Annotated in this window: 21 protein-coding genes and 1 riboswitch; of the genes, 9 read left to right on the top strand and 12 right to left on the bottom strand. The window is 71.6% G+C overall.

The features are described 5' to 3' along the window. Positions 1–134: 134 nt before the first annotated feature. The 6 genes from ACZ4SV_RS01385 to def all read left to right on the top strand — a co-directional run bounded on the left by ACZ4SV_RS01385 (position 135) and on the right by def (position 5,633). Positions 135–830, top strand: a complete 696-nt coding sequence (locus ACZ4SV_RS01385; RefSeq protein ID WP_365876401.1) for a sigma-70 family RNA polymerase sigma factor — start codon at positions 135–137, stop codon at positions 828–830. After that, complete coding sequence (gene rsrA, locus ACZ4SV_RS01380) at positions 827–1,138, top strand: mycothiol system anti-sigma-R factor (RefSeq protein WP_365942133.1); 312 nt, start codon at positions 827–829, stop codon at positions 1,136–1,138. Before ACZ4SV_RS01385 ends, rsrA begins: the two co-directional genes overlap by 4 nt. A 111-nt stretch (positions 1,139–1,249) precedes the next feature. Next, on the top strand, positions 1,250–2,563 hold the full coding sequence (locus tag ACZ4SV_RS01375) for an HD-GYP domain-containing protein (protein WP_468000559.1): 1,314 nt from the start codon (positions 1,250–1,252) through the stop codon (positions 2,561–2,563). Further along, complete coding sequence (locus ACZ4SV_RS01370; protein ID WP_468000557.1) at positions 2,560–3,840, top strand: HD-GYP domain-containing protein; 1,281 nt, start codon at positions 2,560–2,562, stop codon at positions 3,838–3,840. Before ACZ4SV_RS01375 ends, ACZ4SV_RS01370 begins: the two co-directional genes overlap by 4 nt. Positions 3,841–3,939: 99 nt before the next feature. Further along, positions 3,940–4,920 (top strand): hypothetical protein, encoded by a 981-nt coding sequence (locus tag ACZ4SV_RS01365; RefSeq protein WP_184968526.1) that lies wholly within the window; start codon positions 3,940–3,942, stop codon positions 4,918–4,920. A 62-nt stretch (positions 4,921–4,982) separates the two neighbouring features. Continuing rightward, a complete protein-coding gene (gene def, locus ACZ4SV_RS01360; RefSeq protein WP_468000554.1) occupies positions 4,983–5,633 on the top strand; it encodes a peptide deformylase in 651 nt (216 codons plus the stop codon). A 91-nt stretch (positions 5,634–5,724) separates the two neighbouring features. Here the strand turns inward: def and ACZ4SV_RS01355 are convergent, their stop codons facing one another. The 8 genes from ACZ4SV_RS01355 to ACZ4SV_RS01320 form a co-directional block, all read right to left on the bottom strand. Further along, complete coding sequence (locus ACZ4SV_RS01355; RefSeq protein ID WP_468000552.1) at positions 5,725–6,687, bottom strand: helix-turn-helix domain-containing protein; 963 nt, start codon at positions 6,685–6,687, stop codon at positions 5,725–5,727. A gap of 248 nt (positions 6,688–6,935) precedes the next feature. Next, positions 6,936–7,946, bottom strand: a complete 1,011-nt coding sequence (locus tag ACZ4SV_RS01350; protein WP_468000550.1) for a ribonucleotide-diphosphate reductase subunit beta — start codon at positions 7,944–7,946, stop codon at positions 6,936–6,938. Next, the gene (locus ACZ4SV_RS01345) at positions 7,946–10,315 is read right to left on the bottom strand and encodes a ribonucleoside-diphosphate reductase subunit alpha (protein WP_365873076.1); all 2,370 of its coding nucleotides are present in this window, start codon (positions 10,313–10,315) and stop codon (positions 7,946–7,948) included. The genes ACZ4SV_RS01350 and ACZ4SV_RS01345 overlap by 1 nt, the downstream gene beginning before the upstream one ends. 138 nt (positions 10,316–10,453) lie before the next feature. Beyond that, positions 10,454–10,550, bottom strand: a riboswitch (adenosylcobalamin-variant (AdoCbl-variant) riboswitch). A gap of 282 nt (positions 10,551–10,832) precedes the next feature. Then, entirely contained in the window at positions 10,833–12,461 is a 1,629-nt protein-coding gene (gene mctP, locus ACZ4SV_RS01340; RefSeq protein WP_365883511.1) for a monocarboxylate uptake permease MctP, read from the bottom strand. Then, entirely contained in the window at positions 12,458–12,721 is a 264-nt protein-coding gene (locus ACZ4SV_RS01335; protein ID WP_365883512.1) for a DUF3311 domain-containing protein, read from the bottom strand. The genes mctP and ACZ4SV_RS01335 overlap by 4 nt, the downstream gene beginning before the upstream one ends. Before the next feature lie 133 nt (positions 12,722–12,854). Further along, positions 12,855–13,616 carry a GntR family transcriptional regulator gene (locus ACZ4SV_RS01330; protein ID WP_397940224.1) on the bottom strand — a complete coding sequence of 254 codons (762 nt, stop codon included), beginning with the start codon at positions 13,614–13,616 and terminating at the stop codon, positions 12,855–12,857. A 344-nt stretch (positions 13,617–13,960) separates the two neighbouring features. Further along, the gene (gene nagB / locus ACZ4SV_RS01325; RefSeq protein ID WP_397940223.1) at positions 13,961–14,746 is read right to left on the bottom strand and encodes a glucosamine-6-phosphate deaminase; all 786 of its coding nucleotides are present in this window, start codon (positions 14,744–14,746) and stop codon (positions 13,961–13,963) included. 109 nt (positions 14,747–14,855) lie between these two features. Further along, positions 14,856–15,608: an SDR family oxidoreductase gene (locus ACZ4SV_RS01320; protein WP_468000546.1), complete on the bottom strand. Its 753-nt coding sequence runs from the start codon at positions 15,606–15,608 to the stop codon at positions 14,856–14,858. 93 nt (positions 15,609–15,701) lie between these two features. On the opposite strand from ACZ4SV_RS01320, the gene ACZ4SV_RS01315 reads away from it, so the two are divergent. Then, entirely contained in the window at positions 15,702–16,331 is a 630-nt protein-coding gene (locus ACZ4SV_RS01315; protein ID WP_468000544.1) for a TetR/AcrR family transcriptional regulator, read from the top strand. A gap of 337 nt (positions 16,332–16,668) precedes the next feature. Next, entirely contained in the window at positions 16,669–18,144 is a 1,476-nt protein-coding gene (locus ACZ4SV_RS01310) for a sensor histidine kinase (protein WP_468000542.1), read from the top strand. 256 nt (positions 18,145–18,400) lie between these two features. Here the strand turns inward: ACZ4SV_RS01310 and ACZ4SV_RS01305 are convergent, their stop codons facing one another. Together ACZ4SV_RS01305 and ACZ4SV_RS01300 are read right to left on the bottom strand one after the other, a co-directional pair. Next, entirely contained in the window at positions 18,401–18,658 is a 258-nt protein-coding gene (locus ACZ4SV_RS01305) for a WhiB family transcriptional regulator (RefSeq protein WP_003992873.1), read from the bottom strand. A 321-nt stretch (positions 18,659–18,979) separates the two neighbouring features. After that, positions 18,980–19,948: a diacylglycerol/lipid kinase family protein gene (locus ACZ4SV_RS01300; RefSeq protein ID WP_365881077.1), complete on the bottom strand. Its 969-nt coding sequence runs from the start codon at positions 19,946–19,948 to the stop codon at positions 18,980–18,982. A 134-nt stretch (positions 19,949–20,082) separates the two neighbouring features. Between ACZ4SV_RS01300 and ACZ4SV_RS01295 the strand changes: the two genes are divergently transcribed. Further along, positions 20,083–20,532, top strand: coding sequence for a hypothetical protein (locus tag ACZ4SV_RS01295; protein WP_468000540.1), 450 nt, complete (start codon positions 20,083–20,085; stop codon positions 20,530–20,532). A gap of 44 nt (positions 20,533–20,576) precedes the next feature. On the opposite strand, the gene ACZ4SV_RS01290 is transcribed toward ACZ4SV_RS01295, so the two are convergent. After that, positions 20,577–21,686 (bottom strand): RNA polymerase sigma factor SigF, encoded by a 1,110-nt coding sequence (locus tag ACZ4SV_RS01290; protein ID WP_468000538.1) that lies wholly within the window; start codon positions 21,684–21,686, stop codon positions 20,577–20,579. A gap of 17 nt (positions 21,687–21,703) precedes the next feature. Then, positions 21,704–22,120: an ATP-binding protein gene (locus tag ACZ4SV_RS01285; protein WP_189820337.1), complete on the bottom strand. Its 417-nt coding sequence runs from the start codon at positions 22,118–22,120 to the stop codon at positions 21,704–21,706. Between the last annotated feature and the right edge of the window lie 413 nt (positions 22,121–22,533).

The following is a 22,533-nucleotide window of genomic DNA, read 5'->3' as shown; positions in this document are numbered from 1 at the left end:
GCATCAGTGACCTGGAGTGGTCGGTGCTGCACGCGGCCAAGACCGCTCCTATTCGAGCGGCGGCAGGCACGGGTCGTGTTCTATCCTCCGAAACGAGTGGGATCGGTTCCGGTCCTGCCCGAAATCTTGAGGAGGTGGGTCCGGTCACTGGGACCGACGCAGGGACCGACAACGGCCAGGCGGAGCCGCCCGAGGGCCAGGGCATCGGCGTGGGCGCGTCCGACGAGACGACCACGGAGCGCAGCGCGCGCTTCGAACGGGACGCGCTGGAATTCCTCGACCAGATGTACTCGGCCGCGCTGCGCATGACGCGCAACCCGGCCGACGCCGAGGACCTGGTGCAGGAGACGTACGCCAAGGCGTACGCGTCCTTCCACCAGTTCCGCGAGGGCACCAACCTCAAGGCGTGGCTGTACCGGATTCTCACCAACACGTTCATCAACTCGTACCGCAAGAAGCAGCGCGAACCCCAGCGCAGCGCGGCCGAGGAGATCGAGGACTGGCAGCTCGCGCGCGCCGAGTCGCACATGTCGACGGGTCTGCGCTCCGCCGAGTCGCAGGCGCTGGACCACCTGCCCGACTCGGACGTGAAGGCAGCGCTCCAGGCGATCCCCGAGGAATTCCGCATCGCCGTCTATCTCGCGGACGTCGAGGGCTTTGCGTACAAGGAGATCGCGGACATCATGGGGACACCCATCGGCACGGTGATGTCCCGGCTGCACCGGGGCCGCCGTCAGCTGCGCGGCATGCTGGAGGACTACGCACGCGAGCGCGGGCTGGTCCCGGCGGGCGCGGGAGAGTCGAACGAAGCGAAAGGCTCGGGCTCATGAGCTGCGGAGAGCCGCACGAGACGGACTGCAGTGAGGTCCTCGACCACCTGTACGAGTTCCTCGACAGCGAGGTGCCGGCCGTCGACCGCGACAAGTTCCAGCACCACTTCGAGGAATGCTCGCCGTGCCTGGAGAAGTACGGCCTGGAGCAGGCCGTGAAGAAGCTGGTGAAGCGGTGCTGCGGACACGATGACGTCCCCGCCGACCTGCGGGCCAAGGTCATGGGACGGATCGATCTGATCCGCTCCGGTCACGCCGTGCCGGAACACGACGTGACCGCGGCCCCGGCCGCTCCCCAGGAGTCCTGACACGCCGGGGCATATCACCCGAACGTGCTAATGCTCAGGTCATAGGTCCCCCACCCGCCGCATCCCGGCCTAGGCTCCGAGCCTGGACGGGCACGGTCGGGAAGGGGCGGGATGGACGGGCTGCCGGCAAGGGCGCGCGGCTTTGTCGCCGCTGTCGCCCTGCTGAGCGTGCCGGCCGTGCTGGGCCCGCCGCGTCCGCCGGGCGGGCACCTCCCCTGGGCCGCGCTCGGTCTGCTCGCCGCGCTGTACGCGGCCTGCGAGCACGCCGTCCACCGCCGCCTCGGCGGCACCTTCTACCCCGTCCTGCTCGCCGGAGCGTTCCTGCTGCCCCCGGCGGCCGCCGCGCTCGTCCCGCTGCCCGCCGCCCTGCTCGCCCCGGTCCCGCACCGGCCCACCCTGCCGCGCCGGGTCTGGCGGGCCGCGCGGCCGGCACTCGCCGTGTGGGCCGCCGCCCGGGTGCACGGGGCGCTCGGCGGCCCGGACGCCGTCGCCCGCGCCGACTTCCCCTACGCCCTGCTGCCCGCCGGCGCCGCCGTCCTCGCCTTCTGCCTGGTGCTCACCGCGCTCGACCGCGGTCTGCGCGCGGCGGCCGGACCGGTGCCGCCGCGCCGCTCCTGGCACCGCCTGCCGGCCCGCTCCCTCGCCCCCGTCGCCGTGCACGGACTGGCCGGCCTGATGATGGCCGTGCTCTGGCGCAGCCCCTACGGCCCGGTCTCCGCGCTGCTCGTGCTGCTGCCGATGTGCGTGTCCTGGTGGGTGTTCGCGCAGTACCACCGCGAACGCGCGGCCCACCAGGCCACCATCCGCGCCCTGGTCCAGGCCGTCGACATCAAGGACGGCTACACCCGCGGCCACAGCGAACGCGTCGGACACGCCTCCGTGCTGATCGCCCGCGAACTCGGCCTGGACGACGCACGCGTGGAGGTGCTGCGCTTCGCGGGCATCCTGCACGACGTCGGCAAGCTGGGCGTGCCCACCCGCCTGCTGCGCAAGGACGGGCCGCTCACCCCGGAGGAACGCCGGATCATCGAGCTGCACCCGGAGTACGGCCACGAGATGGTCCGCGGGATCTCCTTCCTCGGCGAGGTCCGCGCGGCCATCCTCCACCACCACGAACGGCTCGACGGCACCGGCTACCCGTACGGCCTGGCCGGCGACCGCATCCCCGAGTGCGCCCGGATCGTCGCCGTCGCGGACGCCTTCGACGCCATGACCTCCACCCGCTGCTACCGCCGGGCCCGCCCGGTCGAGGCCGCCGTCGCCGAGCTGGAGCGCTGTGCCGGGGCCCACTTCGACCCGCGCGTGGTCGGCGCGCTCGTCCGCGCCCTGGACCGGTCCGGCTGGCACCCGGCGGTCACCGCCGACGAACCGGCCCACGGCACCGCGCCCGCCGGGCACGGCCCGCACACGGGAGCGCGCCGGTGACCGTCCTGCGGCTGATCCACACCGCCGCCGCCCTGGTCGCGGCCGTTTCCCTCGCCGCCACCCTGGGGACCGGCCTGGCCGACCGGGGCGACGCGCTCGCCTTCGGGGTGTTCACCGCCGTGGGCGAGCTGGCCCGGTGGAGCGACGCCGAGGGACGCCAGGCCGCGCCCCTCGGCGCCGCCGGCTCCCTGTCGTACGCCCTGCTGGGCGCCGTCGCCGGGCGGCCCAGCCAGCACGGCGCCGCCCAGGTCGTCACCGTCGCCCTCGTCGCCGCGCTGCTCGGCGCCGTCCCGCACATCTGGTCCGGCCGCGGCCCCACCGCCGACCACCTGGCCCGCCGCGTCCTGACCGTCGGCTTCGCCGCCGTCTGCTTCCAACCCCTCTACAACCAGGGCGTCTTCACCGGCTGGAGCGGTCCCGCCTACACCCTGCTGCTGTTCGTCCTGCTCGCCCTCACCTCCCTGTGCGGCACCGTCCTGGCCGCCGCGCTGGCCCACTGCCGCACCGGCTGGCCGTTCGGTCCGCTGCTGCGCGAGGAGGTGCGCGGGCTGCTCGGCATCGGCTCCGCCGTCGTCGCGACCGGCGCGGTGACGGCGCTCGCGGTCGCCGTCGCCGGACTGTGGGCGCTGCCCGTGTTCTGCCTGCCGCTGCTGCTGGTCCAGCTCTCCGCGGGCCGGCACGCGGCCGTGCGCGCCACCTGCCGGCAGACCATCGCCTCCCTGGCCCGCGCCACCGAGATCGCCGGCTGCACCCCCGCCGGGCACGCCCGGCGGGTGGCCGCGCTCAGCCTCGCCGTCGGCCGGGACCTCGGGCTCACCGGACCACAGCTGACCGTCCTGGAGTACGCGGCGCTGATGCACGACATCGGGCAGCTCAGCCTGGTCGACCCGGTCCCGGCCGGTGCCACCGCCGCCCTGCCCGCCGCCGAGCAGCGGCGCATCGCCTTGCTCGGCGGCGCCGTCGTCCGGCAGACCGGCGTCGACCCGGCCGTCGCCGTCGTCGTCGAGCGGCAGGCCGACCCCTGTCCGGAACAGCCGCTCGCCGCCCGCGTCGTCCGGGCCGTGAACGCCTACGAGGAGAAGAGCCGGGGCGCCGGCTGCGAGGGAGCCCTGCGCGCGCTGGAGGAGCTGCGGCTCGGCACCGCCGGGGACTACGCTCCGGAGGTCGTGGAAGCGCTCGCCCGGGTGCTGTCCCGGCCCCAGTCGGCCCGGGAGCGCCCACCGGTGCGAGGAACCGGGCTGTCTGACCCCGGGCCCGGCTGGGTAACCCATGGGTAATGAGCGCCTTTCCCGCCGTACGTGGTTGGATGCGAGGGAGAGGGTGTCCGGGGGCACAAGCCAGCCCACAGCGGGAAATGGAACTGGCAGGCGGGAATCGTGAGGATCTTCGGCAAGGGACGGCACCGGCCCTCCGCCTCCTGGCGGCAGGCCACCGACCGCGCGTTCACACTCATCGGCGACGGCCGGTACGAGGACGCGGGCGAACTGCTGACCCGCGCCGCCGATCTGGAACCCTGGCTGTCGGAGTCCTGGTTCAACCTCGCCCTGCTGCACAAGTTCCGGCACGACTGGGAGCAGGCCCGCGCCGCCGGGCTGCGCGCGGTCGCCCTGCTCGACCGGGAGACCGGCGCACCGGACTGGTGGAACGTCGGCATCGCCGCGACCGCCCTCCAGGACTGGCCGCTGGCCCGCCGCGCCTGGCAGGCGTACGGACTGAAGGTGCCCGGCGGCGCGGCGGCCGCCGCCGAGCCGCTCGGCATGGAGCTGGGCAGCGCGGCCGTGCGGCTCTCCCCGGAAGGCGAGGCCGAGGTCGTCTGGGGCCGCCGGCTGGACCCGGCCCGGCTGGAGGTCCTGTCCATCCCGCTGCCCTCGTCCGGGCGGCGCTGGGGCGAGGTCGTGCTGCACGACGGCGTCCCGCACGGCGAGCGCACCACCTCCGCCGGGCACTCCTACCCGGTCTTCGACGAGATCGAGCTGTGGGCGCCGTCCCCCGTGCCCACCTGGGTGGTCCTGCTGGAGGCGGCCACCGAGGCGGACCGGGACGCGCTGGAACAGCTGGCCGCCGACGCCGGGTTCGCCGCGGAGGACTGGTCGTCCTCGGTGCGGCTGCTGTGCCGCATGTGCAGCGAGTCCCGGATGCCCTCCGACGAGGGCGAGGGTGTGCACCTGGACCCGCACGACCACAGTGAGCCGGGACACCCCGGGCCGCTGGGGCACCGCACGGACGGGCAGCTGTGGGTGCCCGAGCGGGAGTGCGGGGTCGCCGCGCCGGCGTCGCTGGTGCGCGGTCTGCTGGACGGCTGGGTCGCCGACAGCCCGGACTCGCGGGACTGGCGGGATCTCGAAGAGGTGTGCTGAGCCCCACGTACCCTGTATCAGCAACATCTCCCCCTGTTCTTTGAGGAAGGCGTACGTCGGTCATGGCGCAGCAGGACACCGATCAGCAGCACGCGGGCGTGCTCCCCGTCGACGACGAGGGCTACGTCGTCGACACGGAGGACTGCGAGGAGCGCGAGGGGGCCTGGCGCGAGCGCGGCACCTCGCGGCCGATCACGGTCGTCGGCAACCCGGTGCTGCACAAGGAGTGCCGGGACGTCACCGAGTTCGGCGAGGAGCTGCAGCAGCTCGTCGCCGACATGTTCGCCAGCCAGCGCACCGCCGAGGGCGTGGGCCTGGCCGCCAACCAGATCGGTGTCGACCTGAAGGTCTTCGTCTACGACTGCCAGGACGACGAGGGCGTCCGGCACGTCGGCGTGGTGTGCAACCCCAAGCTGGTCGACCTGCCCGCCGACCGGCGCCGGCTCGACGACAGCAACGAGGGCTGCCTGTCCGTGCCCACGGCCTACGCGTCGCTCGCCCGCCCCGACTACGCCGAGGTGACCGGCCAGGACGAGCGGGGCAACCCGGTCAAGGTCCGGGGCACCGGCTACTTCGCGCGCTGCCTCCAGCACGAGACCGACCACCTCTACGGCTACCTGTACATCGACCGGCTCTCGAAGCGGGACCGCAAGGACGCGCTGCGTCAGATGGCCGAGAACGAGCCGCGCTACCCCGTGGTCGCCAACGGCTGACGAGCACCGCGCACTTGGGCGCCCGGCCGGGAACCTCCCCGGCCGGGCGCCTTCGCATCGTGGCCCCGGCCCCGGCCGGTCCGGCGCGCGCTCAGGCGGCCTGCGGGCCCCGGAACGCGCGCCGGTAGGCGTTCGGGGTGGTGCCCAGCGCCCGCAGGAACTGGTGGCGCAGCGCCGCGGCCGTGCCGAAGCCGGTGCGCCAGGCGATCGCGTCCATGGTCTCGTCCGTGCCCTCCAGCAGCCGCTGGGCGAGCAGCACCCGCTGGCGCAGGAGCCAGCGGTAGGGAGTGGTGCCCGTCTCCTGCCGGAAGCGCCGGGCGAAGGTGCGCGGCGCCATGTGGGCGCGGGCGGCGAGCTGTTCGACGGTGACCTCCTGGTCGAGATGGGCCTCCATCCAGGCCAGCACCTCGCCGACGGTGTCGCAGGGCGCCTGCGGCAGGGGCCGCTCGATGAACTGCGCCTGCCCGCCGTCGCGGTGCGGCGGCACCACCATCCGGCGGGCGATCTTGTTGGCCACCTCCGGGCCCTGCTCCTTGCGCACGAGGTGCAGACAGGCGTCGATCCCGGCGGCGGTGCCGGCCGAGGTGATGACGGGGTCCTCGTCCACGTAGAGCACGTCCGGCTCGACCGTGAGCCGGGGGTAGCGCCGGGTGAGCTGCTCGGCGTGGTGCCAGTGCACCGCGCACCGCCGCTCGTCCAGCAGTCCCGCCGCGGCCAGCACGAACACCCCGGAGCAGACGCTGAGCACCCGGGTGCCCCGGTCCACCGCCCGCCGCAGCGCCGCCAGCAGCTCCTCCGGAAAGGCGCGCACCGCGTAGGCCTCACCGGCCGGTACGGCGATCAGGTCGGCCTCCTCCAGCCGCTCCAGACCGTGCGGCACGGACATGGTGAACCCGCCCTGGGCGCCCAGGGCGGGTCCCTCCGCCGAGACCACGGCGAAGTCGTACACCGGCAGCCCGTCGTCGCTGCGGTCGATGCCGAACACCTCGCACACGACACCCAGCTCGAAGGGGTGCACACCGTCGAGCAGGACGGCGGCCACGTTCGTCAGCATGCCCCCAGTGTGCCGCAGCGCTGGCAGGAATTCGAGGGTCTACGGCCGTACTGCCACTCCCGGTAAGGAGTGACCGGCGCGACAGTGGTGTCCATGAACGGAAACCAGATCGAAGGCCTCATCGGAATGAGCCTCACCCTTGGCATCCTGGTCCTGCTGATCCTCCCGTCCCTGTTCGGCGCGGTGCGCGACCGGCGCATCGACCGGCAGATCCGGGAGGCACAGGAGGCCCGGGAGGGGAGTCGGGATCAGAAGTCCTCGTCCAGGTCGACGGTGCCCTCCACCGCGACCTGGTACGCCGACGGACGGCGCTCGAAGAAGTTCGTCAGTTCCTGAACGCCTTGCAGCTCCATGAAGGAGAACGGGTTCTCGGAGCCGTAGATCGGCGCGAAGCCGAGGCGGGTGAGGCGCTGGTCGGCGACGCACTCCAGGTACTGGCGCATGGACTCGGTGTTCATACCGGGCAGGCCGTCGCCGCACAGGTCGCGGGCGAACTGCAGCTCGGCGGTGACGGCCTCCCGCAGCATGTCGGTGACCTGCTGCTGGAGCCGGTCGTCGAAGAGGTCCGGCTCCTCCTTGCGGACGGTGTCGACCACGTCGAAGGCGAAGCTCATGTGCATCGTCTCGTCGCGGAAGACCCAGTTGGTGCCGGTGGCCAGGCCGTGCAGGAGACCGCGGCTGCGGAACCAGTAGACGTAGGCGAAGGCGCCGTAGAAGAAGAGCCCCTCGATGCAGGCGGCGAAGCAGATCAGGTTGAGCAGGAAACGGCGGCGCTCGGCCTTGGTCTCCAGCCGGTCGATCTTCTCCACCTCGTCGATCCACCGGAAGCAGAACTCGGCCTTCTCGCGGATGGAGGGGATGTTCTCGACCGCGGCGAAGGCGGCGGCGCGGTCCTCCGGATCGGGCAGGTAGGTGTCCAGGAGGGTCAGGTAGAACTGGACGTGGACGGCTTCCTCGAAGAGCTGCCGGGACAGGTAGAGGCGGGCTTCGGGGGAGTTGATGTGCTTGTAGAGCGTGAGCACGAGGTTGTTGGCGACGATGGAGTCGCCGGTCGCGAAGAAGGCGACGAGCCGGCCGATGAGGTGCTGCTCCTCGGCGGTGAGCCTGGCCAGGTCGGTGACGTCGGAGTGGAGGTCGACTTCCTCGACGGTCCAGGTGTTCTTGATGGCGTCCCGGTAGCGCTCGTAGAAGTCCGGGTAGCGCATCGGGCGCAGCGTCAGCTCGAAGCCGGGGTCGAGCAGGTGGGTGTTACGGGACATTACTGGCAGGCCTCGCAGGACTCGGGGTTTTCCAGGGAGCAGGCGACCGCATCGGTATCCGGGGCGGCCTGCGCGGGGACGGCGGGCTGCGCCTGGGCGGCGCGGGCGATGCGCGTCGCGGGACGCGAGCGCAGGTAGTACGTCGTCTTGAGCCCGGACTTCCAGGCGTACGCGTACATCGAGGAGAGCTTGCCGATGGTCGGCGTCTCCAGGAACAGGTTCAGCGACTGCGCCTGGTCCAGGAACGGGGTGCGGGCGGCGGCCATGTCGATCAGGCCGCGCTGCGGGATCTCCCAGGCCGTGCGGTACAGCGCCCGGACGTCCTCGGGGATCCAGCGGAAGTCCTGCACGGAGCCGTTGGCCTCGCGCAGGGCCTCGCGGGTGCGGGCGTCCCACACGCCCAGTTCCTTCAGGTCCCGCACCAGGTAGGAGTTGACCTGGAGGAACTCACCGGACAGGGTCTCGCGCTTGAACAGGTTGGAGACCTGCGGCTCGATGCACTCGTACACCCCCGCGATGGACGCGATGGTGGCGGTCGGCGCGATCGCCAGGAGCAGCGCGTTGCGCAGGCCGGTCCGCGCGATCCGGGCGCGCAGCGCCTCCCAGCGCTCGGGCCAGGCGAACTCGACCCCGTAGTGGTCGGGGTGCAGGACGCCCCGGGCCGTACGGGTCTTCTCCCAGGCGGGCAGCGGGCCGTTGCGCTCGGCGAGGCCGGCGGACGCCTCGTAGGCCGCGAGCATGATCCGCTCGGCGATCCGGGTGGAGAGCTGCCTGGCCTCCGCGGAGTCGAAGGGCAGCCGTAGCTGGAAGAAGACGTCCTGGAGCCCCATCGCGCCGAGGCCCACCGGCCGCCACCTGGCGTTGGAGCGGCCCGCCTGCTCGGTCGGGTAGAAGTTGATGTCGACCACGCGGTCCAGGAAGGTCACGGCCGTGCGGACGGTGTCGTCCAGCCGCTCCCAGTCGATGTCCCCGTCGCGCACGAAGGCGCCCAGGTTCACCGACCCCAGGTTGCAGACGGCGGTCTCGCCGTCGTCGGTGACCTCCAGGATCTCCGTGCAGAGGTTGGAGGAGTGGACGACGTGGCCGGGCTCGGCGGTCTGGTTGGCGGTGCGGTTGGCGGCGTCCTTGAAGGTCATCCAGCCGTTGCCGGTCTGCGCCAGGGTCCGCATCATCCGGCCGTACAGCTCCCGCGCCGGCAGCGTCTTCCTGGCCAGGCCGGCGGCCTCGGCCCGGCGGTAGGCGGCGTCGAACTCCTCGCCCCACAGATCCACCAGCTCGGGCACGTCGGCCGGGGAGAACAGCGACCAGGACGCGTCGGCGGCGACCCGGCGCATGAACTCGTCCGGCACCCAGTGGGCCAGATTGAGGTTGTGCGTACGGCGGGCGTCCTCACCGGTGTTGTCCCGCAGCTCCAGGAACTCCTCGAGGTCGGAGTGCCAGGTCTCCAGGTAGACCGCCGCAGCGCCCTTGCGCCGGCCGCCCTGGTTCACCGCGGCGACCGAGGCGTCCAGGGTCTTCAGGAACGGCACGATGCCGTTGGAGTGCCCGTTCGTGCCCCGGATCAGCGAACCGCGCGAGCGGACGCGGGAGTAGGACAGCCCGATGCCGCCGGCGTGCTTCGACAGCCGGGCCACCTGGTGGTAGCGGTCGTAGATGGAGTCCAGCTCGTCCAGCGGGGAGTCCAGCAGATAGCAGGACGACATCTGAGGGTGGCGGGTGCCGGAGTTGAACAGGGTGGGGGAGGAGGGCAGGTAGTCCAGGCGGCTCATCAGCCGGTAGAGCGAGGCGACCTCGTCCACGGAGCGGACCGTGTCGTCCTCGGCCAGACCGCTCGCCACCCGCAGCATGAAGTGCTGGGGCGTCTCGATCACCTTGCGGGTGATCGGGTGGCGCAGCAGGTAGCGGCTGTGCAGGGTGCGCAGGCCGAAGTAGCCGAAGCGGTCGTCGGCGCCGTCCGCCACGGCGTCACCGGCCAGCGCGTCCAGCCGCCCGGCGTGCAGCCGGACGAAGTCCGCCGTGCGGTCGGCGATCAGGCCCTCGCGGTGCCCGACCGCGACGGACTCGGTGAAGGACGTCACCCCCTGCGAGGCGGCCTCGTCCCGGATCGCGAGCGTCAGCAGCCGGGCGGCCAGCCGGGAGTAGGCGGGGTCCTCGGCGATCAGGCCTGCGGCGGCCTCCGTCGCCAGCTCGCGCAGCTCCGCCTCGTCGGCCCGCGCGGACCGTCCGCGCAGCGCGGCGGCGGCGACCCGGCCGGGGTCGGCGTCGGGCAGATCGGCGGTCAGCTCGGTCAGGGTCCGCAGCAGAGCGGCACCGGGACCGTCGGTCTCCGGTGCGCTGACCGGAGCCGGGTCGGCTGGCGCGATGGTCACGTGGGGATCTCCCTCGCTCGGCACGGGGCCAGGCGGAGGGCAGGAGACGACCACGAGCACGCACGGCGCGCCGCGTCCCCCGGCCCACTCCACGAGGCCCGGACGTCGGAACACACCCGGGCCGGACGGCCGGGTGGGCTGACGGCAGGCGCTCGGACTCGACTGGCGCGCGGACGCGCCGGCACACCGTTGCGGGACAGTTCCGGATTCGCACCGGATTCCCCTGCGGCGACAGCGAGGACGAGCATACATCTAGTGCCGGGCTGTCCTTGCACCCCCAGATGTTGTGTCGCCGCGCCCGGGGGCCACCCGGACACGGGCGTCGGCGCCCCGCGCCCGCCCGGCCCGGGTGTGTTCCGGCGCCCGGCCCTGGGCCGCGCGGCCGACCGCGGGCGCCCCGGTCCCGGCCGCTCCGCCGAGTCCGCCGCAGGGTACGGCGACGGGCCGCCGGAAGCCTCGCTTCCGGCGGCCCGTCGCGGGTGCTACCCGGTGCCGTCCGCGCCCTTCAGGGCCTGTCTCAGTGACTGGCGCCTGCCGTCGCAGGCGGCAGCTCCACCTGGACACCGGGGTCGCCGGAGTCCGCCGTGTAGTCCTCCGGCCTGGTCTCGTCGATGCCCTCGGGGGCCTTCACGGCCTTCAGGACGACCGTCAGGACCACGGTGACCAGGACGTTCAGCGCGAACGCCGTCATGCCGATGTAGCCGATCTCACCGATGCCGGGGATCTCCTTGGCGTTGCCGCCGAAGTGCTTCTGCGTCGGCGAGGCGATGCCGTACGCGGCGACCGTGCCGTACACCATGCCGACCGCCCAGCCGGCCAGCAGCGCCCAGCGGTGGAACCAGCGGGTGAACAGGCCGCCGACCAGGGCCGGGAACGTCTGCAGGATCCAGATGCCGCCCAGGAGCTGGAAGTTGATGGCGACGGTCTTGTCCATGGTGAGGACGAAGATCAGGGCGCCGACCTTCACCAGCAGCGAGACCAGCTTGGAGACCTTGGTCTCCTGCGCCGGTGTGGCGTCCGGCTTGATGAAGTCCTTGTAGATGTTGCGGGTGAAGAGGTTGGCCGCCGCGATGGACATGATCGCCGCCGGGACCAGCGCGCCGATACCGATCGCCGCGAACGCCACGCCCGTGAACCAGTCCGGGAACATGTCCTCGAACAGCTGCGGGATGGCCAACTGCCCGTTGTCGACCTTCACTCCGGCCGCGATCGCCATGAAGCCCAGCAGGGCCAGCAGGCCGAGCATCAGGGAGTACAGCGGCAGGATCGTGGTGTTGCGGCGGATCACCTCACGGCTCTTGGACGACAGGGTCGCGGTGATCGAGTGCGGGTACATGAACAGCGCGAGCGCGGAGCCGAGGGCCAGCGTGGCATACGTCCACTGGCCCGCCTCGGCCGGCGCGAGCGCCCCGCGCGGTTTGTGGGTGACCGGGTTGACCTGGCTGAACGCGTGCCCGGCCTTGGCGAAGATGTCGTCGAACCCGCCCAGCTTGATGGGGATGTAGATGATCGCCACCGCGATGACGAGGTAGATCAGCCCGTCCTTGACGAACGCGATCAGCGCGGGCGCGCGCAGACCGGAGGAGTACGTGTAGGCCGCCAGCACGCCGAAGGCGATGAGCAGCGGCAGGTCCTTCACGAACCAGTTGGTGTCCTCGCCGCCGCCGACGCCCATCACGTCCAGCACCGCCTGGATGCCGACGAGCTGGAGCGCGATGTACGGCATCGTCGCCAGGATGCCGGTCACCGCCACCGCCAGCGACAGCCCCTTCGAGCCGAACCGGCCGCGCACGAAGTCGGAGGTGGTGACGTATCCGTGGCGGTGCGAGACCGACCACAGGCGGGGCAGGAAGGTGAAGATCAGCGGGTACACCAGGATCGTGTACGGCACCGCGAAGAAGCCGGACGCGCCCGCCGCGTAGATCGCCGCCGGTACGGCGACGAAGGTGTACGCCGTGTACAGGTCGCCGCCGAGCAGGAACCAGGTGATCCAGGTGCCGAAGGACCGTCCGCCCAGGCCCCATTCGTCCAGGGAGTGCTCGTTCTCGGCCCGGCGCCAGCGCGCGGCCAGGAAGCCCAGGACCGTGACGGCCAGGAAGAAGAAGATGAAGACGCCGAGCGCGACGCCGTTGACGCCGTCCTTCACCGTCCGGCACCGCCCCTCGTGGTCGCGCGGGCCTGCTGGTCACGCTGCCAGAGCTTGTACGCCAGCATGGTCAGCGCGGTGGAGATCAGCACCCAGAGCATCTGGTACCAGTAGAAGAACGGCACCCCGATGAACGTGGGGTCCACCTTGGCGTAGGAGCCGACCCACAGCATCGCCACGAAGGGCGCCACGAGACACACGGCGATGATCACCCTGACCGGTGTCACCACCGGTGGTCTCACTTCAGGTGTTTCGGACATCCACGGCTCCGTCCCCTCGCTGATCACCTGTGCAATGAGCAGGCAATCTAGGTGACGGAATCGGGACGGCGGAAGCCCTCGTCCGCATATCGGTATACCGATTCAGCGAACGCATCCGGACGTTATCGTGCCGTTACTCCACCGGCCGCTTCAGCCGGGCCACGAACTTGTACCGGTCCCCGCGGTACACCGACCGCACCCACTCCACCGGCTTGCCCTCGAGGTCCAGCGAGTGACGGGACAGCATCAGCATCGGCAGGCCCACGTCGGTGCCGAGCAGCCCGGCCTCGCGCGGTGTGGCCAGGGAGGTCTCGATGGTCTCCTCGGCCTCGGCGAGGTGGACGCCGTAGACCTCGGCGAGCGCGGTGTACAGCGAGGTGTACTTCACCAGCGAGCGCCTGAGGGCCGGGAAACGCTTGGCCGACAGATGGGTGGTCTCGATCGCCATCGGCTCGGCGTTGGCCATGCGCAGCCGCTCGATGCGCAGCACCCGGCCGCCCGCGGTGATGTCGAGCAACTCGGCGAGCCGGTCGTCGGCGGTGACGTACCCGATGTCCAGCAGCTGCGAGGTCGGCTCCAGACCCTGCGCCCGCATGTCCTCGGTGTAGGAGGTGAGCTGCAGCGCCTGGGAGACCTTGGGCTTGGCCACGAAGGTGCCCTTGCCCTGGATGCGTTCGAGCCGGCCCTCCACGACCAGCTCCTGCAGGGCCTGGCGGACCGTGGTGCGGGACGTGTCGAACTCGGCCGCCAGCGTGCGCTCCGGCGGGACCGGCGTGCCCGGCACCTGCGTCTCGGTCATGTCGAGCAGATGCTTCTTCAAGCGGTAGTACTTGGGCACGCGCGCGGTACGGGTGGTGCCGGTCTCGTTCTCCGCACTGCTGACGTCGGTGCTCATGCTCCGCCTTCCCGGCTCCCAATGCCGACAGCGGCCGACATCCCATCGGCCACGGCTCACATCGTGGCACGGGTTGCCGCGTCAGCACTCCACCCGCACGCTCGGTGATCCCCTCTATATACCGTCGCACCAGCTCTTGGTCTAGTCCATCGGGGCGGACGGGGCAGACGCGGACGGTGGGTGCGGGGGAGGGGAGGAGGAGTGGAGGGGGAAGGAGGGCTGGGGGCCCGGGAGGGCAGCGAGGGCCGGGAGGGGAGCGTGGGCCGCGCTCCCCGGTTCCGCCCCCGCCGGCCTCGGCCCCGCGGCGGCTCCGGACTGATCCGGCATGATCCAAACGAGGGGTCCTAGATCCCCTGCCACTCCGGCTTGTTGGCGTAGGTGTGCCGGAAGTAGTCGGCCAGCTTCAGCTTGGACGCCGCGGCCTCGTCGACGACCACCGTGGCGTGGGGGTGGAGCTGGAGCGCGGAGGCCGGGCAGACCGCGGCGACCGGGCCCTCGACGGTCGCGGCGACCGCGTCCGCCTTGCCCTCGCCGGTCGCCAGCAGCACCAGATGCCGGGCCTCCAGGATCGTGCCGATGCCCTGGGTGATGACGTGGTGCGGGACCTGCTCGATGTCGCCCTCGAAGAAGCGGGCGTTGTCGACGCGGGTCTGCTCGGTCAGCGTCTTGATCCGGGTGCGCGAGGCGAGCGAGGAGCAGGGCTCGTTGAACCCGATGTGCCCGTCCGTCCCGATGCCGAGCAGTTGCAGGTCGACCCCGCCGGCCTCGGCGAGCGCGCGGTCGTACGCCTCGCACGCCGCCTGGACGTCCTCGGCCGTGCCGTCCGGACCCATGAACGCGTCCATCCCGATGCCGAGCGGTTCCAGCACCTCACGGCGCAGCACCGAACGGTAGGACTCGGGGTGGTCCGCGGGGAGCCCCACGTACTCGTCGAGCTGGGCGATCCGCGCGTGCGAGGGGTCCGCGGCGCCGGCGCGCACCTTCGCGGCCAGCGCCTCGTAGACGGGCAGCGGGGTGGAGCCGGTGGCCACGCCGAGCAGGGCGCCGGGCTTGCGTCGCAGCAGCTGGGCCATGGCCTCGGCGATCAGCTCGCCACCCGCCGCGGCGTCCGGAACGATGACAACTTCCACGCTGGGCCTGCCGTTCTTCAGTGGGCTCGTGCGTCTATGTGGTTTAGACCAATCTAACAGAATCGGCGATCGAGAGCCCGGGAAGAACAGGGGAAGGCGGGGGAAACTCTCAGGTGAGGGAACCTCCCGTCGCGTCCAGCCAGTGGCCGGTCACCCAGCGGCCGTCCGTCGAGGCCAGGAAGGCCACCGCGTCGGCCACGTCGGCCGGCGTCCCCACCCGCCCGAGCGCCGATATCGCGGCGGCCTGGGCCTGGCCGTCCTGCGTGCCGTGCAGGAACTCGGCGGTGTTGTCGGTGTCGATGATCCCGGGCGCCACCGAGTTCACCGTGATCCCGCGGGGGCCCAGCACCTTGGACAGGTCCCGGGAGAAGACGTCCAGGGCGGCTTTCGTCATCGCGTAGGCCACCTTGTCCGGCATCACCGCGGTGCGGGCGAGCCCCGAGGAGATGTTGATGATCCGGCCGCCGTCGCGCAGGCGCCCCAGCCCGTGCCGGACGAGGAAGAACGGCGCCTTCACGTTCACCGCGAAGACCCGGTCGTACTCCTCCTCGCCGATCTCCTCGACGGGCGCCGCGGTGCCGATGCCCGCGTTGTTCACCAGGATGTCCAGCCCGTCCGCGTGCCGGTCGAACTCCGCCCACAGCCGCTCGGCGTCCCCGGGCGTCCCCAGCTCCACCCCGATCGCGAACGCGGAACCCCCCGCCTCCTCGATCGCCGCCACCGTCTCCTTGGCCGCCTGCTCCCGGGTGCCGTAGTGCACCGCCACCCGTGCCCCGTCGCGTCCCAGGCGCTCGGCGATACCTCGTCCGATGCCCCGGCTCGCCCCTGTGACCAGCGCGGTCTTCCCCGTAAGCGCACCCATGGCCGCCCCTCCAGAATTATCTAGCGGTCGTTACAGAAAAACCGTACACCACCCCGCCGTCATTTTTCTAGGGCCCGCTATAAAATGGTCCCCATGGCGACGGGGCAGGACACTCAGACCAAGGCCGGCACCGGCCGCACGCGGGGCCGGCCGCGCTCCTTCGACCGCGCCACGGCGCTGGAGAAGGCACTGCTGGCGTTCTGGCAGAACGGATACGAGGCCACCTCGGTCTCCGACCTCACCCGCGTCATGGGCATCGGCGCACCCAGCCTGTACGCGGCCTTCGGCGACAAGCGGTCCCTCTTCGACGAGGTCGTCCGGCTCTACGGCAGCACGCACGGCGCGCTCACCGAGCGCGCCCTCGACGAGGAGCCCACCGCCCGCGCGGGCGTCTCGCGCATGCTCCGCGAGGCCGCCGCCGTGTACACCGACCCGGCCCACCCGCACGGCTGCATGATCGTCCACGCGGCCACCAACTGCACCAACCCCGAGGTCGAGGCGCTGCTGCGGGAGCTGCGCAACGCCAACATCGCCCGCATCGAGTCCCGGATCCGGGCGGACCTCGCGGCCGGGCTGCTGCCGGCGGACACCGACGCGAGCGCCCTCGCCCGGCACACCGGCGCCATGATCCAGGGCATGTCCCAGCAGGCCCGGGACGGCGCACGCCGGGAGGAACTGGAAGCGCTCGCGGAAATTGCCCTGGCCGTCTGGCCCCACGACTGACCCGGGCGGGCTAGGCTTCTGTGGCATCGCGTGCCGTCGCCCCCTGGGCAGGGGGGCGCCTTCCACGCCCTGGACGCGCCATGGACACGCGATCTGGTCTAGTCCACAATCGACCAGCGACAAGCCTCCGTCTTCCCCGCACAGGAAGGCGGACCGAGGATCCGGTGCTCTCTGCCCTGACTGCCCCGGCTCCTCGACCTTCGGCCGACCGGGACCGCACACCCCACGGCCGTTGATGCTCCGGGCTGCGGTGCCGGGAGGGTTGAGGGTCCCTTCCAGGCGCCGCGGCCCGCGGGTGTTTTCCGGCCACCGCGAGGCCCCGGGTACGCTCGCAGACGTGCCCTCCATGAACGAACTCGTACGCCAGCACACCGCCCTCGACGACTCCGATCTCGAGTGGCTTCACCTGCTGGTCTCGGAGTGGCAGCTGCTCTCCGACCTCTCCTTCGCCGACCTGGTGCTGTGGGTCCCCACCCGGGACGGCACCCGGTACGTCTCGGTCGCCCAGATGCGCCCCAACACGGGCCCGACCTCGTACCAGGACGACATGGTCGGCCATCTGGTCCCGCGCGGCCGGCGGCCCATGCTGGACGCGGCGCTGGACGAGGGCCGGATCGTGCGCGAGGGCGACCCGGAGTGGCGCGAGGAGGTCCCCGTACGGGTCGAGTCCATCCCCGTACGGCGTGAGGGCCGCGTCCTCGGCGTGATCGCCCGGAACACCAACCTGCTCACCGTGCGCACCCCGAGCCGCCTGGAACTGACCTACCTCCAGAGCGCCTCCGACCTCGCGCAGATGATCGCGGCCGGCTCCTTCCCGTTCCCCGGCCAGCAGGTCGACATGGACGCCTCGCCGCGCGTGGGCGACGGCCTGATCCGGCTGGACGCGGACGGCCTCGTCCAGTACGCCTCCCCGAACGCCCTGTCCGCCTACCACCGGCTCGGCCTCGCCGCCGACCTGGTCGGCCACCACCTCGGACAGACCACCGCCGAACTCGCCCCGACGCGCGGCCCGGTGGACGAGGCGCTGGCCAAGGTCGCGAGCGGCTGGGCGCCGCGCGAGTTCGAGATCGAGGCCCATGACGGCGCCATCCAGTTCCGGGCCATCCCGCTCAAGCCCAAGGGGACCCGCATCGGTTCGCTGGTGCTGCTCCGGGACGTCACCGAACTGCGGCGGCGTGAGCGCGAGTTGATCACGAAGGACGCCACCATCCGGGAGATCCACCACCGGGTGAAGAACAACCTCCAGACGGTGGCCGCCCTGCTGCGGCTCCAGGCCCGGCGCATCGACTCCGAACGCGGCCGGGAGGCCCTGGAGGAGGCGGTCCGCCGGGTCGGCTCGATCGCCATCGTGCACGAGACGCTGTCTCAGAACCTGGACGAGCGGGTGGAGTTCGACGACATCGCCGACCGGGTGCTCGCCATGGTGGCCGAGATCTCGCCGGGCAGGGTGACCGGCCGGCGCACCGGACGGTTCGGCATACTCGACGCCGAGGTCGCCACCCCGCTCTCCATGGTCCTCACCGAGGTCTTGCAGAACGCGCTGGAGCACGGCTACCGGCAGGGCGACACCGGCACGGTCGAGGTCTCCGCGGTGCGCGGGGGCACCACCAAGGAGGCCCGGCTGCTGGTCACCGTCCAGGACGACGGCGTCGGACTGCCCGAGGGCTTCGACCCGCACCGCTCGGGCAACCTCGGTCTGCAGATCGTACGCACGCTGGTGGAAGGCGAGTTGGGCGGTTCGTTCGACATGGTGCCGGCGTCCGGACGGGGCACCCGGGTGATCCTCGACATCCCGGTGCGGGCGCAGAAGTAGACGCCTTTTCCGGCGGGTGCCTTTCGGCAGTCCCGCTTTCCGGCGTCCCCGCCTTCCAGCAAAAAGCCCCGGACCGTGAGGTCCGGGGCTGTCGCTCGTTGCTGCTTTGCTTGTATCGCGATGGGGGTCCCCCCGGCTCGAGCGAAGCCGAGAGTTGGGGGAGCATCGGGGGAACTGCGCGCTGCGGCTCGGGGGCGGGAGATGCGTACGTGCTGTGCGCGCCGCCAAGCTCAGGCTGTCAGCAGGGGTGGGTAGGTCAGGCAGAGGCCTGACGAGCCCGGTTGCGGGCGGCGCGGCGCTTCATGGCGCGGCGCTCGTCCTCGCTGAGACCACCCCAGACGCCGGAGTCCTGGCCGGACTCAAGCGCCCACTGCAGACACTGCTCGATCACCGGGCAGCGACGGCAGACGGCCTTGGCTTCCTCGATCTGCAGCAGCGCAGGACCGGTGTTGCCGATGGGGAAGAAGAGCTCGGGGTCTTCCTCGCGGCAAACGGCGTTGTGACGCCAGTCCATGGCTGCTACCTCTCCTTGGTATTACGTGCAAGTTGCTTGTGAATGTGAACGCTTTCACGAATCCCCCAACAAGTGAAGGGCCGACCGCCGAGTCTTCACCCGGCGTGGTCCTGTGTTTGAAGAGGGGTTCCGGTGATCAGTGGAGGCCGATGTTGCGGGCCGTCCCGATCGCCACGTAGAGACTCGCAAACCTCAGCGGCGGATACAACCCCTTCAGGAAAGTTTTTTTTGATTCCTCGGTGTCGACTAGGTCACAGCCGTACTTCCATGGGGTGGACCCTGGCCTAAACGTTCGAGTGAAAGGACTTTCGCCCGTTCCGCTCACACAATCACACGCAGTGCACGGCGTACGCCTGTGAACGTCACGCTGGTACGCAGCCCCAGGTGGTCACCGTCCATCTGAAGGGGCAGAGGCGCCTTCGAATGCAAGGTGAACTCATCCATGTCGTGCAGTGATACGGCGTGCTTGCCGTGCGGTCCGCGCTCGGGGGACGAAGTGAGCAACTGGGTGCCATACCGGGCAACCGCGGCCGTCGACAGGCGGCTGAGCCCCAGCACGTCGATGCCCGTGTCGAACGAGGCCTTAGGTGACGTGTACATAGGGCGATTGCCGAGATACGTCCACGGGGACGTGTTCGAGACTATGGCGACGACGAGATCCTCGACCGGGTCCGCGCCGGGCCGTTCGAGTGTGATCGTGCCGTGCCGGCGGTTCGGCTCGCCCAGGAACTGCCGGACGACCTGACGGACGTAGAGCGCGTGCGTCGACTTCTTCCCGCGCTCGCGTTGCTGCTCGACCCGGCCCACCACCCCCGCGTCGAAGCCGAGCCCCGCGTTGAAGGTGAACCAGCGGGCCGGCACCGCCTCGTCCTCGGTGCCCGGCGGCCCCGAGGTCAGCCCGAGGCCGACGACCCGCTCGGTGCCGTCGCGCAGCGCGTCCAGCAGGGCGCCGGTGGCCTCCACGGGATCGTTGGGCAGGCCCAGGGCGCGGGCGAAGACGTTGGTGGACCCGCCGGGTACGACGGCCAGGCCGGGAAGGTGCTCGGGGGCCGGGCCGGCGTGCAGCAGGCCGTTGACGACCTCGTTGACCGTGCCGTCGCCGCCGAGCGCCACCACCAGGTCGATGTCGTCGCTCTCCGCCGCCTGCCGGCCGAGGTCGCGCGCGTGGCCGCGGTACTCGGTGGTGACCGCGTCCAGCTTCATCTCGCTCGCCAGGGCGTGGATCAGCACGTCACGTCTGCGTGCGCTTGTGGTGGTAGCCGCCGGATTGACCACGAGAAGTGCACGCATGCATGGCAGCGTACCTACTGGGGGGTATCGGGCCCAGACCGAGGTAGGGATCCGGTAAGAGGCGGGGGCGTGAGTCTGGACACTCGGGCGCGGGACGCGGCGGCGCGCTCCGGGGGCGGGGCTACCCTGCTGGGGTGAGCAGCGAGCAGAACCCCGCCCCGGACACCACCGCCGCCGACACCGCCGGACCGCGGCCCCGCCGGCTGACGTACGCGGCGATCCTGGCCGGGCTGGAGGGCGTCGCCCTGGCGGCCGGCGGCCTGTGGGTGCTCGTCCTCGGATTCACCGGCGACCCGGACGACCGGCAGCAGGCCGTGACTCTCGGGATCACGCTGGTCGTCCTCGCGCTGCTGCCGCTGCTCGCCGCGCGCGGACTGCTGCTGCGGCGCGGCTGGAGCCGGGGGCCCGCGGTGATCACCCAGCTGATGGCCCTTCCGGTGGCCTACAGCCTGCTGCACGCCGACGGCGTGGCCATCCCGGTCGGCATCGTCCTCGCGGTGGTCGCCGTGGCGGCGCTGGTGTTCCTCGTCAACGGCGAGACGACCAGGGCCCTCGGCATCAAGAGCCCGGGCCGGACCGACTAGAGGCGACGGGCCCGGGTGCACCGGGCCGGTGGGCGGCTCGCGCCTCACTCCTCCACGAGGAGCTTCTCCCGCAGCTGGGCCAGGGTGCGGGCCAGCAGCCGGGAGACGTGCATCTGCGAGATGCCGACCTCCTGCGCGATCTGCGACTGGGTCATGTTCCCGAAGAAGCGCAGCAGCAGGATCCGCTTCTCGCGCGGCGGCAGATCCTCCAGCAGGGGCTTGAGGGACTCCCGGTACTCCACGCCCTCCAGCGCCTCGTCCTCGGCGCCCAGGGTGTCGGCGACCGCCGGCGACTCGTCGTCCGTGTCGGGGACGTCCAGGGACAGGGTGGAGTACGCGTTCGCGGACTCCAGGCCCTCCAGGACCTCCTCCTCGGAGATGGCCAGCTTCTCGGCCAGCTCGTGCACCGTCGGGGAGCGGCCGTGCAGCTGGGACAGCTCGGCCGTCGCGGTGGTCAGCGCCAGCCGCAGCTCCTGGAGCCGGCGCGGCACGCGGACCGCCCAGCCCTTGTCGCGGAAGTGCCGCTTGATCTCGCCGACGACGGTCGGGGTGGCGTACGTGGAGAACTCCACCCCGCGCTCGGGGTCGAACCGGTCGACGGACTTGATCAGACCGATCGTGGCGACCTGGGTGAGGTCGTCCAGCGGCTCGCCGCGGTTGCGGAACCGGCGCGCCAGGTGCTCGACGAGCGGCAGGTGCATGCGGACGAGCTGGTTGCGCAGTTCCGCGTACTCCGGGCTGCCGTCCGGCAGCGCGCGCAGCCGGACGAACATCGCCCGCGCGCCGCTGCGGTCGTGGGCGTCGTGGTGTACGGCCCGGACAATCTCCTTGTCCGGCGTGTCGTCCCCGGCGTCTCGCTCGTGCTCGCTCATCGTCCCGCCCGTAGCCCTTCCCCGAGCCCTGGCCCCCGCGCGGGCGGAGCCGGCGCCGTCGCGTGTCCCGGGCGGGGCGCCCTCTCCGGCGCCCTCACCACCGGTCCGCGCGGAGCCGTCCTCCGGGTGCGGCCTGGCCTGCTCGGGGATGCCGTCGATGCCGTCCGCCATGCGCCGGGAACCGTCCCGGGGCCCCGCCCCGGAGGTCTCGGCATCGGCCGGCCAGGAGGCACCCCCGTCCCCGGCCGGCAGCTCCCGCGTGCCGCGCTCTTCGTCCCGCACCGGCCCGTCCCCGTTCCTCACGCCGGCCCGGGGCCGGCGCCACGCTGTTTGTAGAGACTGATCGACACCGTCTTGTCCTCGTCCACGGCGGACGAGACCTTGCCCGCGAGGGCCGACAGCACGGTCCAGGCGAAGGTGTCCCGCGAGGGGGCGTGGCCGTCCGTGGTCGGCGCCGACACCGTGACTTCCAGCGAGTCGTCGACGAGCCGGAAGACACAGCTGAGGACCGATCCGGGCACGGCCTGCTGGAGGAGGATCGCGCAGGCCTCGTCGACCGCGATGCGCAGGTCCTCGATCTCGTCCAGGGTGAAGTCCAAGCGGGCCGCCAGACCGGCCGTGGCCGTCCGCAGCACCGACAGGTAGGCACCCGCAGCCGGCAGCCGGACTTCCACGAAGTCCTGGTTCGCCACGGGCTCGCCTGCGATCTGGGACACCCTCACCTCCATGGTGGTACAAGCTATACAGGGCCGAGGGTCGCCCCCCGGGGTAACGCGTACGTGGTTCAAGCGGTGACGCTATCGCGCTCCGAACGTTCTCGTCCCCGGGCCCCAACCCCTTGGCGTCACTCACAGTAAAGCTGTGGATACGCTCCGTGTCTAGAGGGTCTGCGGGCCCAAATGGGAAGAGCGCGCGCCGGATTGACGTACCCAGACGTCAGACGCTCGAACCGCCGTGCGGCAGCCGCCGCATGCAGTGTCACACGAGAACGCGGTCAAAGGGGACGCCCCCGCGTGAACGGGCACGTCAGACGAGCGGGAGGATGGCGGACGGCGCGTGCGCACCCGACGGGCGCGGTGCGTGCCGGACGGGCGGGCCCGCGGCGGACGGGCCGGCGCGCGCCGGGCGG

It is taken from the genome of Streptomyces sp. NPDC027672 (assembly GCF_055566335.1).
The sequence above is the reverse complement of the archived record's forward strand: the minus strand, read 5'-3'. Positions and strand labels throughout refer to the sequence as shown.